Raw genomic sequence first — 15,429 nt, 5'->3', positions numbered from 1 at the left:
GCCGGAGATCAGCGCCAGGTACCGCCGGCCACTTCGGAAGGGTAGATCCGCCGGTACAGCGGATCGACCAGCATCAACACCGCGATCAGCCGGCACACCTGGAACGCCGTGACCACCGGCACGCCCAGCTGCAGCACCTTGGCGGTGATGGCCATCTCGGTGATGCCTCCGGGCGAGGTCCCCAGCAGCAGGGTGACCCAGGGCAGACCTGTCGCCCTGGCCAGCGAGGCCGCGAACAACGCGCACACCCCCATGAGCACCAGGGTGCCCACCGCCACCGACACGAGCCAGCGCGGCGCCGTGTGCAGAAAATCCGCACGAAAGCGGACCCCCAGGCTCACGCCGATGACCAGTTGCGCCGCATTCACCATCGCCTGGGGCACGGCGGACAGGGTGATGCCTGCCATGGTGAGCCCCATGGACACCAGCATCGCGCCCATGAACCACGGGTTCGCCCGGCCCAGCCTGTCCATCAGCAGGGCCCCGGCCCCCGTCAGCAGCGCCATCAGCGCCAGACCGGGTGCGCTCACCACCCGGGCCGTGGGCGGCAGGATGTCCAGGCCATGCAGTCCGCTCCATTGCAGCGCGAAAGGGATCGTGACCGTGACGATCAGCAACCGCAGGCTGTGGCTGGCCGCCACGAGGTCGGTGCGGGCGTTCTCGCGTTCGGACAGCAGGGTCATTTCGGATGCCGCACCGATGGCCCCCGAGAAGTAGCTCGTGGCCCGCAGCATCGGCGCAGGCACCCCGTGCATGCGCGGCGCATGCACCCGGTACAGCCAGGCGCCGAACAGCCAGCCCAGGAACAGCGCCCACACGATGCCCAGCGCGATGGCCCACCAGAGCCCGCCAATCAGTCCCACGACCTGGGGCGTGAAGTACAGGCCCAAGGCGGCGCCAATGGTCCACTGCCCCGCATTGCGCAAGGGCCCCCAGCTTTCCGTGGGCCCGCCAGCGATGGACACCACCGAAGTGGCCAGCAGCGGGCCGATCATCCAGGGCAGCGGGGTGTGAAGGGCTGCGCAGACTGCGGCGGCGGCCCAGGCCAGCAACACGGTGGCCAGGGCACGAAAAACAAAACTCAGACGGAGAGGCATGCAGGAAAAAAGCGCGGGCAACGCCGCAGTATCGCGCCCAGGCCCCGCGCCGCTGGTGCAACAGCCTTGCCCGCATGGAATGGCAGGCATCGCCGAAGGCTGGGGCTCCTGATGTGAACGCGCAGTGGATTCACCAGCGCTCCGGTACCTTGCCCCGGCTCAGAATCGCAGCAGGCGCCTCTTCACACCAAGCAGCAAATCATCGAGCTCCCCGCCGGGCGGCCATCTCGCGCCCCATCGCATCCAGCGCCTCATCCGCCAGAAAGGCGGTCGCGGCCGGGTAGGCGATGCGCTCTTCAGCCTCTATGTGCGCCCCATACCGGCCGGCAAATCGATCGAACGCAGCCTCTGCCTCCGCGTCGAAGGCCAGGCTGCCGGACTCTGCCAGCGCCTGCAGCGCAACCCGTGCTGCAGCCCAGTCCGCCACCATGCGGACATGGTCGTCCTGCAGGCTGCGCACCAGCGCCTGGACCCCAGGCGCGGCCTGGGCGAGCAGCAGCGGGAAGACGTGGAGTTCCTCGTCTTCATGGTGCAGCGGTGCGGCGATGTCGAAATACCGCAGCACGTCGCGCGCCGCCTGGCGGGCGCTCTCGTCGGCACCCTGCAGGCGCACATGGGCGCGCAGGCGGCCCAGCAAGGCCAGCGAACGCTGCACGCGCTCATGGCAGGCCTCCAGCATGGCGAAGGGTTGCTCGAACCCGACGGCCGGCGCGCTGAAACCGGGGATATGGCGGGCGGATGGGGCGGGCGAGGCCATCTGCGCCTCAACCGAACCGGACGGGCTGTCCCTGCCGGTCGAAGGGTATATACGCCCCATGGGACCCGCCCTTGATCGCATCGACCATGCGTTGCAAGGGCGCCTGGGCATCCGCACTGGTGGGTGCCTTGTCCAGCGTGCCCGACAGGGCTGCTGCGAACACCATGGCCCAGTCATGGCCCGGGGCGCTGAACTGGCTGGCCTCTTCCACCAGCGCACTGAACGAAAGCAGCTCCTGGGGCGCCTTGTCCACGCACATCAGCGGCACCAGGGCTCCGCCCTGCCCCGCTTCGAAGCGGGCACGCTGGGCCGGGCTGGCGTCGTCCGGCAGCTCCACCGCGGCAAACACGAACAGGAGGCGCTGGGGCTCGGGCTGCAGGCGCGCAGCCTGCAGCAGGTCGTCAAAACTGGAAATGTCCATGAAGGTTTCTATGAAATGAAATGAAAGGAAAGGAATCGCCGGGCGCGCCCCGCTTCAGAAGCCGGGCAGCACCACGCCCTGCTGTGCGTCGAGCGTGCTCACATAGCTGTCCGCCGCGGGCCGGGCACGCGCGGCCTTGCGCGACTGCACGGTCCCGATGCTGACAAAACACAGCGCCTGCTCCCAGGCAGCCAGCTGGAACAGCCCCCGCAGCCCGCCCGACGTGAGGGCCTTGCCGCTCGTGAGCGCCGACCCATACCCCTGCGCTGTGGCCATGAGCAGCATGTTCTGCACCGCGCATCCCGCGGAAACCAGGCGCTCGGACAGGTCGATGCCGGGGTCGCCGCATTGCCCGTTCACCACCACCAGCATCAGCACCGGTGCCCGGTAGGCCTTCTCGCGCGCCTGCTCGGCCTGCGCCAGCGTGGCTGCGGGATCGCGCTCGCGCAGGGCCTGGGCAAACACATCGGCCAGCGCCGGGCGCGCTGCCTCGGGCACCAGCACGAAGCGCCACGGCACCAGCTGGCCGTGGTCCGGTGCGTGGGACGCGGCGTTGAGGATCTGCGCCAGTTCCAGGGCACTCGGCCCCGGGGCGGCCAGCCGCTTGGGCAGGATGGTCTGGCGCGACTGGATCAGCGCCGCGGCCATGGCGGCGACATCCTCCGGCGCGGCGGCCGCGCGTGCAGCGCCATGCGCCACAGGGGGCGCGGGTCGGGGCGTGTGGTTCAAAGGCCAGGGAATGACAGCCATGGAATATCCTTGAAAAGGTGCTTCAGCCCGGACGGCCATCGGCCCGCACCCGGCCATACCACCGGCCCAGCCGGACGCCCCACACGCCCATGGTGACGGCCCACAGGCACGCTGCCAGCGGCAGCAGCCAGGCCCACGCGATACCGAAAACACCCGGCACCGCCGACGCGATGCGCAGCACCGTGGCCGCCTGCAGCAGCCAGAACAGCGACCACGCGATGCGGTCGGCGACCAGCGCCCGGCCACTGTGCCCGCACGACACCCGCGTCACCATGGCCAGCATCAGCGACGCCAGGCAGCCCATGGTCAGCGCGTGCAGCGCGCCCAGGCCCAGCGTTCCCAGGCCAAAGCCCCAGGCCAGCCACTGCGACAGGCCTCCGAGCACGAAAGCCAGCCCCAGCCACAGAAATCCGATGTGCAGCATCGCCAGCAGCCGGTTCCTGAGGCTTTGCACCAGGCCCCACACGCAGGCCAGCCAGACCAGCACGCCCCCCACCACCAGCTGCAGCGTGCCATGCACCAGCATCCAGGCGGGCCCCGCCCGGGTGGCGGGCAGCCCGGCCCACTCCAGCCAGGCGGCGAGCACCTGCAGCAGCGCGGCGGCGAGCATGAGCCACAGCACCCAGAAGGGCCGCCACGCCTGCACCATGGGCATGGCGCTGGAGGTGAAGAAGGGGATCATGCGGTGCGCCACCGTGACGTAGACCACGACGACAAACCCCCACAGGCCGGTGAACACCCAGGCGCGGGCGAGCGCATGTGTTCCCACGGCAAGGCTCAGCCACAGGCCCGCGAGGCTGAGGCAGCCCAGCGCGCAGGCGCCCGCGACGACACGCGCATGCAATTGGTCCTGCGCCTGGCTCTGGCGCACACGGCCCCAGAACAGCGCCGACATCCACACCAGGCCAACGGCCGCCAGCGCCAGCCCCGCGAGGGCCGCGCCAATGCGCCAATGCGCGCCCGCCAGCCACAGCAGCCAGCCTGCGGCCTGCGCCACCAGGGGTGCGCGCAGCGCCTGCGCCGGCAGGGGCGCCACCCCGAGCCATTTGGGGCCGGCCGTGAACAGGAAACCCGCAAAGAACAGCGGGATGAAGCCGAATGCCATCACGACCGAATGCACGAGCGTGGGGGACAGCGCATAGTAAAGGCCCCACCAGCCGGTGGACCTGGCCACCTGCACCAGCGCCCACCATCCCCCCGACGCCACCAGCACCACCATGGCCAGGAAGAAACCCAGCCGGTGCGGTGCCAGCATGAGGTAGCGCCAGCGCCACCGCGTGTCCAGCGCGGCCAGCACCTCAGGCGACGGTTTTCCCGCCGCGGGGCGCACGGGAATGACCGGCCGGGAGGTCACCCACAGGTCCCCAGGTGTCCACACTGCGTGCAGTAGTCGCAGCCGTCCTTGCGGATCACGGCGTGGGCGCCGCATTCGCTGCACTTCTTGCCCGCCATGGCCTGCGGCACGGCCACCGGCGGCGGCGCGGGTTCGTCCAGGGGCAGCTGCTGCTGCACGGGGTCGGCCACGCGGCGCGCCAGGATGTTCTGGATGGCATAGGCCATGGCCGCCACTTCGGAGTCGTGCCACATGGGCACCAGGGTGCCATCGTCCTTGCGGTGCTGCCCCAGGCGCACCGGGCCCCGGTCCCAGGCCACCTTGCGCATGTCGGACAGCGCCCGCTCCAGGAAGCCGCCGCGCGCCGCCAGCGACAGCATGCGCATGCTGGAGGTGATCCACTGCTGCGATTCACCGCTCTGGCCCACGGGCATGAAGAACTCGATGGCGCGGTCCACCGTACCGTTGCCAACCCCCGTGGGCACGGGCAGGAACGACACGATGAGGTACAGCGTCTTGTGGCCTTCCTGCGTCCAGTATTCGAGCTTTTCGGCCACCGCCGAGAGGCCGCCTTGGGGGCGGCTTTCAATCACGGTACGCATGGGGTCCACCGGAGGTGCGGGGGGTACTACAGATGCTGCAACGGCTGCGGGTTCAGGCGCTGCATGGGTTTCCAGCACCGATCCCAGGATGGCATTGGGCCGGTAGGTGGCCAGGCCCTTGAGCCTGGCGCGCCAGGCCTGCAGGTACAGGTCCTTGAAACCTTCGTAGGGATAGTCGGCGGGGATGTTCACCGTCTTTGAAATGGCCGTGTCCACAAAGGGCTGCACCGCTTCCATCATGGCGATGTGGCCTTCGGCGGGCATGGCGAGGGCCGAGACGAAATAGTCCGGCAAGGCCTCCACATCGCCGCCCAGCTCGCGGTACAGCCGCCAGGCGTGGTCCTCGACAGCGTACTCCGAGGTGCTGCCGTCGGACTCGCGCTTCTTGCGCTTGTACATCCACGAGAAAGGAGGCTCGATGCCGTTGGAGGCGTTGTCTGCGAAGGCCAGGCTCACGGTGCCCGTGGGGGCGATGGACAGCAGGTGGCTGTTGCGGATGCCGTGCTGGCGGATGGCGGCCTTGAGCGAATCGGGCAGGCGGCTGGCGAACGTGCCCTCCGACAGGTAGGGCTCGGCCTGGAACTTGGGGAACACCCCTTTCTCGCGCGCCAGGTCCACCGAGGCGGCATAGGCGGCATCGCGCATGCACTCGGCGATGCGCGCGGCCATGGTGCGGCCCTCGGGCAGGTCGTAGCGCAGGCACAGCATGGCCAGCGTGTTGCCCATGCCGGTGAAGCCCACGCCGATGCGCCGCTTGTCCATGGCCTCGTCGCGCTGCTGCGGCAGCGGCCAGTAGGTCACATCGAGCACGTTGTCCAGCGCGCGCACCTGCAGCGCCACGGCCTTCGTGAACGCATCGAAATCAAACGCGGCCACGCCCCCAAAACCGAAAGGATGGCGCACAAAGCGGGTCAGGATGATGGGGCCGAGGTCGCAGCACCCGTACGACGGCAGCGGCTGCTCGCCACAGGGGTTGGTGGCCGCGATGTCTTCGCAATAGTGCAGGTTGTTGTCTTCGTTGATGCGGCCCAGGAACAGGATGCCGGGCTCGGCGAAGTCATAGGCCGACTTCATGATCGTGTCCCACAGCTCGCGCGCGGGCACCGTGGCGTAGACCCACTGGCCATCGGCGCGCTGGCGGGCTCCCTGGGCCAGCAGGGCAGTGCCGGGGCGTGCCTTGTGCACCAGCTCCCACGGCGCGCTGTTCTGCACGGCATGGATGAACTCGTCGGACACCCCCACCGACACATTGAAGTTGTTCCAGCGCCCCGGCGTGCGCTTGGCCGTGATGAATTCGTGCACATCGGGATGGTCGATGCGCAGAACGCCCATCTGCGCGCCCCGGCGCGCGCCCGCGCTCTCCACGGTGGAGCACGACTGGTCGAACACGTTCATGTAGCTGCACGGCCCCGAGGCCATGGACGCGGTGCCCTTGACCTGCGCGCCCTTGGGCCGGATGCGCGAGAAGTCGTAGCCCACGCCTCCGCCCCGGCGCATGGTTTCCGCTGCCTCGCGCAGCGCCTCGTAGATGCCCGGGAAACCCTCGTCGTCCACACCCTGGATGCAATCGCCCACGGGCTGCACGAAGCAGTTGATGAGCGTCGCCTGGATGTCGGTGCCCGCCGCGCTCATGATGCGGCCCGCCCCGATGGCGCCCGCCTTCAGGTTGGCCAGGAACAGGGTTTCGTACTTTTCGCGGAGTTCTGGTTTTTCGACCGAGGCCAGGGCCCGCGCCACGCGCTGGTACAGCTCGTCGGCGGTGGTTTCCCCGGGTTTGAGGTATTTCTCGCGCAGCACATCCAGGCTGATGGGCTGCAGGGACGAGGTGGGCTTGAGGGGGGGCTGGGGTTCGCGTTTCATGGGGGCCGATGATTTGGGTTTCACGCCAGTGAGGTCTTGCGTTCCATCAAGAGGGACTCATTCCTCGCGGATCTGCCACGAGCATGCCCGACAAGGTCAAAGCTCGTCCAGAAGAACCTGCCCATCATGCTCCACGTACGGATGGTAAGGACCGGTTCCGCTGTTGTCCGCCCGCGAGGCCGGCACAAAACCGCCCGTCTTGACATCAAACACATGGACTTCTCCTTCCTCGATCACATAGTGCCAGCCGTGCAGGCTGATCTGGCCCGACTGCACGCGGCTGCGCACCATGGGGTACTCCATGAGGCGTTCGAGCTGCAGCACCACCGCGCGCTGCTCGGTGCGGCGCAGCACCTCGGGGCCAGCCTGCATCGGCAGCAGGGCCTCGCGCCCCAGGTCCAGCCAGCGGCTCAGGTTGGGCGCTTCGGGCGAAACCTCACCATACATCGCCTTGATAGCCCCACAGTGACTGTGGCCGCACACCACGATGCGGCGCACCTGCAGGTTGAGCACCGCGAACTCGATGGCCGCCGTGGTGCCATGGTGGCCATGAGATCCGTCATACGGCGGGATGAAGGCACCCACGTTGCGCACCAGGAAAAGCTCCCCCGGGCCCGCGCCCGTGAGCAGGTAGGGCACCAGGCGCGAGTCGGAGCAGCCGATGAACAGGGTGGTCGGGTGCTGCCCTTCGTCCACCAGCGCCTGGAACTGCTCGCGGTACTGGGGAAAGGCGTCGTTGTGGAAACGGCGCAGGCGATCAAGCAGCTCGTCGGGCATGGGCAGGCAATCGGGTGGCGTGCGGTGCAACTACTGTACAAGCGGCGAGTCGGCCGCGTCCAGCGACACGCCGTCCACCACGGCCGCGCCCGCCAGCACCTGCAGGTACTGGCGAAGGGCGTTCACCCAGGCCTGCTGGCGCAACGTGAGGGCGATGGCCCGGCGCACTTCCTCGAACGACGGCTGCTGCCCCGGGTCGCGGGCCACCACCTCCACCACATGCAGGCCAAACCGGCTGTGCACAAGGCGTGCGAGCACACCGATCTCGGCGCTGCCAAACACCTCGCGGGCGAACTCTGGGGCGCAGTCGGCGCGGGTCAGCCAGCCCAGGTCGCCGCCTTGCTGGCCGCTGGGGCAGTTGGACCACTGCGCAGCCGCCTCGGCAAACTTCGCGCCCCCATCGTCCGCGCAGCGCAGGTCGATCAACATGGCCTCGGCACGCAGGCGCAGCTGCTTCACGTCCACACCCGGCGTCACGGCGAACAGCACGTGGCGCAGCTGGGCCCGCTCGCCATGGGCGTGTGCCGCAGGGTGGGCGTCGTGGTAGCGGCGGCAGGCCTCTTCCGACGGGTCGGGGATGGGCAGCTCGCGCTCCAGCAGCTGCTCGATGGCATTCGAGGCCTCGGTGCTGATGGCGCCTTCGACACCCGGCACGTCGTCCTGCGCCAGCAGGCCGCCTTGCTGGGCCGCCTGTCGCAGCAGCTCGGTGCAGGCACGCTGGCGCAGGGCCTCCTCATCCAGCCACTCGGCCGTTGAATTCAATGCCACGCCGTTGATGCGCGCCACCGGGGCCTGCCCCATGGACTGAGGGGTTGCCATGGCGGGCGAGTCTGCCATGGCAGTCGCTCCTACCGTGGCGGAGAGCGCCTCGTAGGCGGCCGTCTGCTCCGGGGAGAGCATGCTTTGGGGGGCGCTCTGGCTGGTTGCGCTGGTGCCGCAACCGCAGCTACCGGTTCCACATCCGCTCATGGTGTGCTCCTTTTGTGATGCGAAATCAAGCGCCACGGCGGTCTTGCGACTGCATGTGGCCGGGTGGCAGATTCAGGCGGCGCGCACGCACTACCTGATAGGGGCGCAGCACATAGGCCAGCGTGCCAAAGCCGCTCCACACATGCACCAGGCGGGTGAAGGGGAAGATCAGGAAGATACTCATGCCCAAGAACATGTGCGTCTTGAAGATCCAACCCGCACCGGCCAGCAGATCGACCGCGCCACTGCGGAAAGTGACGATGCGTTGCCCCCACTCAGCCAGGCGCATCATCATGGAGCCGTCCAGATGTTGTGCCGACAGCGGAATGGTGGCCAGGCCCAGCGCCAGTTGCACCCACAGCAGCACCAGGATCAGGATGTCGCTGGTCTTGGAGGTGGCGCGGATGCGCGCATCCGACAGGCGGCGGTGCAGCAGGAGGGACAGGCCCACGAAACCCATCAGGCCTGCAATGCCCCCCGACACCATGGCCATGAGCTGCTTGGCGCCTGCGCCGATGAAGTGCTCATACAAGAAGTGCGGCGTGAGCATGCCCACGGTATGGCCAAAGAACAGGAACAACACACCCACATGGAACAGATTGCTGCCCCAGCGCAGGCTGCCGGTGCGCAGCAGCTGGGAGGAATCGCTTTTCCAGGTGTACTGGTCGCGGTCGAACCGCGCCCAGCTGCCGATGAAAAAGACAGCGAGGCAAATATAGGGATAGATGCCAAACAACAGGGTGTCAAGCCAGGCGGTCATACGGAGACTCCTTCTGGTGCCCGCTCGGCGCGGGGGGTACGAACAAAATGCAGAGGCTGCGGCTGGTCGGGCTTGGACTGGCCCTGGGTGCTGCAACCGCCAAACGCTTCGGGCTCGGCCCAGGCCTCGTCCATGGGCGGCTCGGGCGTGAGCGCCACCGACTGCACGCGCTGGCCCGACACTTCGAGCACCGCAGCAATCACGCTGGCATAGGGGCTGTTGCGCGCCACCAGCGCGCTGAACAGCGCGTTCAGGATGTGGGCCATTTCGCCCAGGAACTCCCTGGCCACTTCCACCGGCTGGGTGGAGGCGAACTCCAGCACCACCGGCAGGTGATCGGGCAGCTCTTCGGCTTCGAACTTCAGGCCCGCCTTGTCGTAGGTCTGCAGCAGGTCGATGAGCGCCGGACCCCGGTCGCGCGAGTCGCCGTGCACATGCTCGAACAGGTGCAGCGAGGTCTGGCGGCCCCGGTCGAAGTTGTCCACGTAGCGGGCTTCGGCTTCCAGCGGGTCGATTGCCGCAAGGTGCTGGCACACGGCTTCGAGTTCGGCCATGCGCTCGGGGGTCAGCGCCTGCTCCACCTGCAGCGCGTCGATGAGCTGCGGCATCACGCTGCGCAGTTGCGCATCGGGGTAGCTCAGCAGGTAGCCCAGGGCGCGCAGGGTCAGGCGCACGGAGGTCGGGTTCTTCTTGAACATGGTGATTCCTTTGCCTGTGCTTCAGACCGTGGCTTTGATCGGGATCGTGCGGGGCTTCTTTCCGCCGAACATGCTGGTCTCGGTGGCGCCATCGGAACAGCCGTTGCCAAACGAGAAGCCGCAACCGCCCCGGATGTCGAACGCGTTCTCGGCGTACTCGCGGTGGGCCGATGGGATGACGAAGCGGTCCTCGTAGTTGGCAATCGCCATCACGTGGTACATCTCCTCGACCTCGGCCATCGACAGGCCCGCCTGCTTGAGCACGGCCAGGTTCTGGCGCTGCTCCACATGCTTGTCGCGCTGGTAGGTGCGCATGGCCAGCATGCGCTCGAGCGCCCGCACCACGGGCCCCGTGTCGCCTGCGGTCAGCAGGTTGGCCAGGTACTGCACGGGAATGCGCAGCTGCGACACATCGGGAATGTCGCCATTCACGCCCACATGGCCCGCGTTGGCGGCAGCCGTGATGGGCGAGAGCGGCGGCACATACCAGACCATGGGCAGCGTGCGGTATTCGGGGTGCAGCGGCAGGGCCACCTTCCATTGCACGGCCATCTTGTAGACCGGGCTGTTGCGGGCGGCGTCCATCCAGCTGTCCGGAATGCCGTCGATGCGGGCCTGGCGGATCACATCGGGGTCGTTCGGGTCCAGGAAGATGTCGAGCTGCGCCTGGTACAGGTCGCGGTCGCGCTCCACGCTGGCGGCTTCCTGGATGCGGTCTGCGTCGTACAGCAACACGCCGAGATACCGGATACGGCCCACGCAGGTTTCCGAGCACACGGTAGGCTGGCCCGCTTCGATGCGCGGGTAGCAGAAGATGCACTTCTCGGCCTTGCCCGACTGCCAGTTGTAGTAAATCTTCTTGTAGGGGCAGCCTGAGACGCACATGCGCCAGCCGCGGCACTTGTCCTGGTCGATCAGCACGATGCCATCTTCCTCGCGCTTGTAGATCGAGCCGCTGGGGCACGATGCCACACACGCCGGATTCAGGCAGTGCTCGCACAGGCGGGGCAGGTACATCATGAAGGTGTTTTCGAACTGGCCGTAGATGTCCTTTTGCACATCGTCGAAGTTCTTGTCCTTGCTGCGTTTGCTGAACTCGCCGCCCAGAATTTCTTCCCAGTTCGGGCCCCACTCGATCTTCTCCATGCGCTTGCCGGTGATCAGGCTGCGCGGGCGGGCCGTGGGCGCGGCCTTGCTCTCGGGCGCGGACTGCAGGTGGTCGTAGTCGAACGTGAAAGGTTCGTAGTAGTCGTCGATCTGCGGCAGGTTGGGGTTGGCGAAGATGCGCATGAGCAGCTTCCACTTGCCGCCCTGGCGGGGCGCGATGGAGCCGTCGGGGCTGCGCACCCAGCCACCATTCCACTTGTCCTGGTTTTCCCATTCCTTGGGGTAGCCGATGCCGGGCTTGGTTTCTACGTTGTTGAACCAGGCATATTCCACCCCGGGGCGGCTGGTCCAGACGTTCTTGCAGGTGACGGAACAGGTGTGGCAACCGATGCACTTGTCCAGGTTCAGCACCATGCCGATTTGTGCGCGAATTTTCATCGTGTTTCTCCTTGTCTTCGGCTTCAGGCGTGGGCTGCCGTGCTGGACACGGGCTCATCGTCGAGCCAGTCCACGCGGTCCATCTTGCGCACCAGCACGAACTCGTCGCGGTTGGTGCCGATGGTTCCGTAGTAGTTGAAGCCGTAGCTGTACTGCGCGTAGCCACCAATCATGTGGGTGGGTTTGAGCACGATGCGGGTGACCGAGTTGTGGATGCCGCCACGGGTGCCGGTGATCTCGGAGCCGGGGGTGTTGATGATCTTCTCTTGCGAGTGGTACATCATCACCATGCCGGGGTTCACACGCTGGCTCACCACCGCGCGGGCCGCAATGGCGCCGTTGGCGTTGAAGAGTTCGACCCAGTCGTTGTCCACGATGCCGGCGACCTTGGCGTCGTCTTCGCTCAGCCACACCACCGAGCCGCCCCGGTTCAGCGTGAGCATCATCAGGTTGTCGCTGTACGTGCTGTGGATGCCCCACTTCTGGTGCGGCGTGATGAAGTTCAGCTGGATCTCTTTGTTGCCGTTGGGCTTCTTGCCTTCGACTTCGTGCAGCGTCTTCAGGTGCACCGGCGGACGGTAGCTCACAAAGCCTTCGCCGAAGTCACGCATCCACGGATGGTCCTGGTAGAACTGCTGGCGGCCCGTGAGGGTGCGCCATGGGATGTACTCATGCACATTGGTGTAGCCCGCGTTGTAGCTGACCTTCTCGCTTTCCAGTCCGGACCAGGTGGGTGAGCTGATGATCTTGCGCGGCTGCGCCTGGATGTCGCGGAAGCGGATCTTTTCGTCCTCGCGGTGCAGCGCCAGGTGCACGTGGTCGCGGCCGGTCTGCTTGCCCAAGGCCTCCCAGGCCTTGCAGGCCACATGGCCGTTGGTCTCAGGCGCCAGCATCATCACCACTTCGGTGGCATCGATGTCGGTCACGATGCGGGGCATGCCCTGCGTCACGCCCTCTTCCTTCACGCGGCCGTTCAGGTCGCCCAGCTGGCCGACTTCGGTCTGCGTGTTCCAGCCGATGCCCTTGCCGCCGTTGCCCGCCTTGTCCATCAAGGGGCCCAGGGCGGTGAAGCGCTTGTACAGGTTGGGGTAGTCGCGCTCAACCACCGTGACCTGGGGCGCCGTCTTGCCGGGGATGAGTTCGCACTCGCCTTTCTTCCAGTCGCGCACGCCATAGGGCTGGGCCATTTCACCGGGGGTGTCGTGCATGATGGGCGTGAGCACCACGTCCTTTTCGACGCCCAGGTGGCCCACGCTGACCTCGCTCACGGCCTTGGCGAAACCCTTGTAGATCTCCCAGTCGCTCTTGGCCTGCCAGGCAGGGTCCACCGCGGTGGACAGCGGATGGATGAAGGGGTGCATGTCGCTGGTGTTGAGGTCGTTCTTCTCATACCAGGTGGCCGTGGGCAGCACGATGTCGGAGTACAGGCAGGTGGTGCTCATGCGGAAATCGAGCGTGACCAGCAGGTCCAGCTTGCCTTCGGGCGCGTGGGTGTGCCACTGCACTTCCTCGGGCTTGGCTTCGTCCTTGCCCAGGTCCTTGCCCTGCACGCCGTGGGTGGTGCCCAGCAGGTGCTTGAGGAAGTATTCGTGCCCCTTGCCCGACGAGCCCAGGATGTTGGAGCGCCACACGAACATGTTGCGCGGCCAGTTGGACGGATGGTCCGGGTCCTCGCAGCTCATCGTGAGCGTGCCGTCCTTCAGAGACTTGACGACGTAATCCTTCGCGTCCATACCCGCGGCAGCGGCATCCTTGGCCACCTGCATGGGATTGGTCTTGAGCTGGGGAGCCGATGGCAGCCAGCCCATGCGCTCGGCGCGCACGTTGTAGTCGATCTGCGCACCGTGGTAGGCCTTCTTGTCGGCCAGGGGCGAGAGGATTTCCTCCATGCCCAGCTTCTCGTAGCGCCACTGGTCGGTGTGGGCGTAGAAGAAGCTCGTGCTGTTCATCTGGCGGGGTGGGCGGATCCAATCCAGCGCAAACGCCAGCGCCGTCCAGCCGGTCTGGGGCCGCAGCTTTTCCTGGCCCACGTAGTGCGCCCAGCCGCCACCGCTCTGGCCGATGCAGCCGCACAGCATCAGCATGTTGATGATGCCGCGGTAGTTCATGTCGCAGTGGTACCAGTGGTTCATCGCCGCGCCGATGATCACCATGGACTTGCCATGCGTCTTGTCGGCGTTGTCGGCGAACTGGCGCGCCACGGTGATGATCTGCTCGCGCGGCACGCCGGTGATGGCCTCTTGCCAGGCAGGGGTGTAGGGGCGGTCGGCGTCGTAACCGCCACCGGGCTCTTCGCCGGGCAGGCCTCGGTCGATGCCGTAGTTGCCCGCCAGCAGGTCGAACACCGTGGCCACCATCACGCGGCCCTGGGCTTCGTGCCCGGCCAGCTCCAGGTGGGACACCGGCACGCGGCGCACCATCACGTCGCCACCTTGTTCGTTGGCCGTGAAGTTGGGCGTTGCCACACCGCCAAAGTACGGGAAGGCGACGTCGGCCACGTCATGGGCCTGCGCGCCGTCCTCGATCACCGACAGCTTGAGCTTGACGGTGTTGCCGGTGCGTGCCTCTTTGTTCTCCAGGTTCCACAGGCCCTGGTCGGGGCGGCCGTCGGCCCCCCAGCGAAAGCCGATGGAACCATTGGGCAGCGTGACCTGGCCCAGCTCGTCGTAGCCCACCGTCTTCCAGTCGGGATTGTTGGACTGGTCGAGCTGGCCGGGGAAGTCGCTGGCGCGCACATAGCGGTCGGGCACCATCACCGTGCGGCCATCGGGCAGCGTCTTTTCCTTGAGCACCACCAAGAGCGGCAGGTCGGTGTAGCGGCGGGCGTAGTCGTCAAAGTACGCCGAGCGGCCCTTGCCGCCGTCCTTGAAGTAGAACTCCTTCAGGATCACATGGCCCATGGCCATGGCCACGGCGGCGTCGGTGCCCTGCTTGGGGTGCATCCAGAGGTCGCCGAGCTTGGCGACTTCGGAATAGTCGGGCGTGATGGACACCACCTTGGTGCCCTTGTAGCGCACCTCGGTCAAGAAGTGGGCATCGGGCGTGCGCGTCTGGGGCACGTTGGAGCCCCAGGCAATGATGTACGAACTGTTGTACCAGTCGGCCGATTCGGGCACGTCGGTCTGCTCGCCCCAGGTCTGCGGGCTGCTGGGTGGCAGGTCGCAGTACCAGTCGTAAAAACTCATGCACACGCCGCCGATCAGGCTCAGGTAGCGTGAGCCAGCGGCGTACGAAATCATCGACATCGCGGGGATGGGCGAGAAGCCGATGATGCGGTCCGGCCCGTGCTTCTTGATCGTGTACACGTTGGCCGCGGCGATCATCTGGTTGACTTCGTCCCAGGTGCTGCGCACGAAGCCGCCCAGGCCCCGCTGCTTTTGCCATTCGCGCTTGGAGGCGTCGTTCTCGACGATGCTGGCCCAGGCGTCCACCGGGCTCTTGGCCAGGGCGATGGCGGCGCGCCAGTGCTTGAGCAGGCGGCCACGCACCATGGGGTATTTCACGCGGTTGGCGCTGTACAGGTACCAGCTGTAGCTGGCGCCGCGCGCGCAGCCACGGGGCTCGTGGTTGGGCAGGTCGGGCCGGGTGCGGGGGTAGTCGGTCTGCTGGGTTTCCCAGGTGACGATGCCGCCCTTGACATAGATCTTCCAGCTGCAGCTGCCCGTGCAGTTCACGCCGTGCGTGCTGCGCACGATCTTGTCGTGCGCCCAGCGGTCGCGGTAGGCGTCTTCCCAGGTGCGGTCTTCACCGTTGGTTTCGCCGTGGCCCTGGGCAAAGGTCTCGCGGGGCTGCGAGAAGTACGAAAGGCGATCGAGGAAATGGCTCATCGGGGGCTCCTTGTTCTGTCTTGTTCAGGTGTG

12 protein-coding genes are annotated in these 15,429 nt (G+C 66.9%); all 12 read right to left on the bottom strand.

The window, feature by feature from the left end:
- Positions 1-8: 8 nt before the first annotated feature.
- The 12 genes from AC1RCS_RS02160 to AC1RCS_RS02105 all read right to left on the bottom strand — a co-directional run bounded on the left by AC1RCS_RS02160 (position 9) and on the right by AC1RCS_RS02105 (position 15,396).
- Entirely contained in the window at positions 9-1,097 is a 1,089-nt protein-coding gene (locus AC1RCS_RS02160; protein WP_492245687.1) for an AbrB family transcriptional regulator, read from the bottom strand.
- A gap of 199 nt (positions 1,098-1,296) precedes the next feature.
- Entirely contained in the window at positions 1,297-1,854 is a 558-nt protein-coding gene (locus AC1RCS_RS02155; RefSeq protein WP_492245688.1) for a hemerythrin domain-containing protein, read from the bottom strand.
- Positions 1,855-1,861: 7 nt separating this feature from the next.
- Entirely contained in the window at positions 1,862-2,275 is a 414-nt protein-coding gene (locus AC1RCS_RS02150) for a ribonucleotide reductase subunit alpha (RefSeq protein WP_369641224.1), read from the bottom strand.
- 54 nt (positions 2,276-2,329) lie between these two features.
- Positions 2,330-3,025 carry a nitroreductase family protein gene (locus AC1RCS_RS02145; protein WP_492245689.1) on the bottom strand — a complete coding sequence of 232 codons (696 nt, stop codon included), beginning with the start codon at positions 3,023-3,025 and terminating at the stop codon, positions 2,330-2,332.
- Positions 3,026-3,047: 22 nt separating this feature from the next.
- Positions 3,048-4,379, bottom strand: a complete 1,332-nt coding sequence (locus tag AC1RCS_RS02140; protein WP_492245690.1) for an NnrS family protein — start codon at positions 4,377-4,379, stop codon at positions 3,048-3,050.
- The gene (locus AC1RCS_RS02135) at positions 4,376-6,820 is read right to left on the bottom strand and encodes an adenosylcobalamin-dependent ribonucleoside-diphosphate reductase (RefSeq protein WP_492245691.1); all 2,445 of its coding nucleotides are present in this window, start codon (positions 6,818-6,820) and stop codon (positions 4,376-4,378) included. Before AC1RCS_RS02135 ends, AC1RCS_RS02140 begins: the two co-directional genes overlap by 4 nt.
- A gap of 96 nt (positions 6,821-6,916) precedes the next feature.
- On the bottom strand, positions 6,917-7,597 hold the full coding sequence (locus AC1RCS_RS02130) for a carbonic anhydrase (protein ID WP_492245692.1): 681 nt from the start codon (positions 7,595-7,597) through the stop codon (positions 6,917-6,919).
- Between the two features lie 30 nt (positions 7,598-7,627).
- A complete protein-coding gene (locus tag AC1RCS_RS02125) occupies positions 7,628-8,434 on the bottom strand; it encodes a peptidylprolyl isomerase (RefSeq protein WP_255594881.1) in 807 nt (268 codons plus the stop codon).
- Between the two features lie 157 nt (positions 8,435-8,591).
- Complete coding sequence (gene narI, locus AC1RCS_RS02120) at positions 8,592-9,326, bottom strand: respiratory nitrate reductase subunit gamma (RefSeq protein WP_218297307.1); 735 nt, start codon at positions 9,324-9,326, stop codon at positions 8,592-8,594.
- Positions 9,323-10,024 carry a nitrate reductase molybdenum cofactor assembly chaperone gene (gene narJ, locus AC1RCS_RS02115; RefSeq protein ID WP_492245693.1) on the bottom strand — a complete coding sequence of 234 codons (702 nt, stop codon included), beginning with the start codon at positions 10,022-10,024 and terminating at the stop codon, positions 9,323-9,325. The genes narI and narJ overlap by 4 nt, the downstream gene beginning before the upstream one ends.
- A gap of 21 nt (positions 10,025-10,045) precedes the next feature.
- A complete protein-coding gene (gene narH, locus AC1RCS_RS02110; protein WP_492245694.1) occupies positions 10,046-11,569 on the bottom strand; it encodes a nitrate reductase subunit beta in 1,524 nt (507 codons plus the stop codon).
- 23 nt (positions 11,570-11,592) lie between these two features.
- The gene (locus AC1RCS_RS02105) at positions 11,593-15,396 is read right to left on the bottom strand and encodes a nitrate reductase subunit alpha (RefSeq protein WP_492245695.1); all 3,804 of its coding nucleotides are present in this window, start codon (positions 15,394-15,396) and stop codon (positions 11,593-11,595) included.
- Between the last annotated feature and the right edge of the window lie 33 nt (positions 15,397-15,429).

The organism is Acidovorax sp. GW823-FHT01C06 (assembly GCF_058798375.1).
The sequence above is the reverse complement of the archived record's forward strand: the minus strand, read 5'-3'. Positions and strand labels throughout refer to the sequence as shown.

Coding starts and splice junctions, on each gene's coding strand:
- AC1RCS_RS02160 (WP_492245687.1), bottom strand. CDS start 1,097: ATGCCTCTCCGTCTGAGTTTTGTTTTTCGTGCCCTGGCCACCGTGTTG.
- AC1RCS_RS02155 (WP_492245688.1), bottom strand. CDS start 1,854: ATGGCCTCGCCCGCCCCATCCGCCCGCCATATCCCCGGTTTCAGCGCG.
- AC1RCS_RS02150 (WP_369641224.1), bottom strand. CDS start 2,275: ATGGACATTTCCAGTTTTGACGACCTGCTGCAGGCTGCGCGCCTGCAG.
- AC1RCS_RS02145 (WP_492245689.1), bottom strand. CDS start 3,025: ATGGCTGTCATTCCCTGGCCTTTGAACCACACGCCCCGACCCGCGCCC.
- AC1RCS_RS02135 (WP_492245691.1), bottom strand. CDS start 6,820: ATGAAACGCGAACCCCAGCCCCCCCTCAAGCCCACCTCGTCCCTGCAG.
- AC1RCS_RS02130 (WP_492245692.1), bottom strand. CDS start 7,597: ATGCCCGACGAGCTGCTTGATCGCCTGCGCCGTTTCCACAACGACGCC.
- AC1RCS_RS02125 (WP_255594881.1), bottom strand. CDS start 8,434: ATGGCAGACTCGCCCGCCATGGCAACCCCTCAGTCCATGGGGCAGGCC.
- narI (WP_218297307.1), bottom strand. CDS start 9,326: ATGACCGCCTGGCTTGACACCCTGTTGTTTGGCATCTATCCCTATATT.
- narJ (WP_492245693.1), bottom strand. CDS start 10,024: ATGTTCAAGAAGAACCCGACCTCCGTGCGCCTGACCCTGCGCGCCCTG.
- narH (WP_492245694.1), bottom strand. CDS start 11,569: ATGAAAATTCGCGCACAAATCGGCATGGTGCTGAACCTGGACAAGTGC.
- AC1RCS_RS02105 (WP_492245695.1), bottom strand. CDS start 15,396: ATGAGCCATTTCCTCGATCGCCTTTCGTACTTCTCGCAGCCCCGCGAG.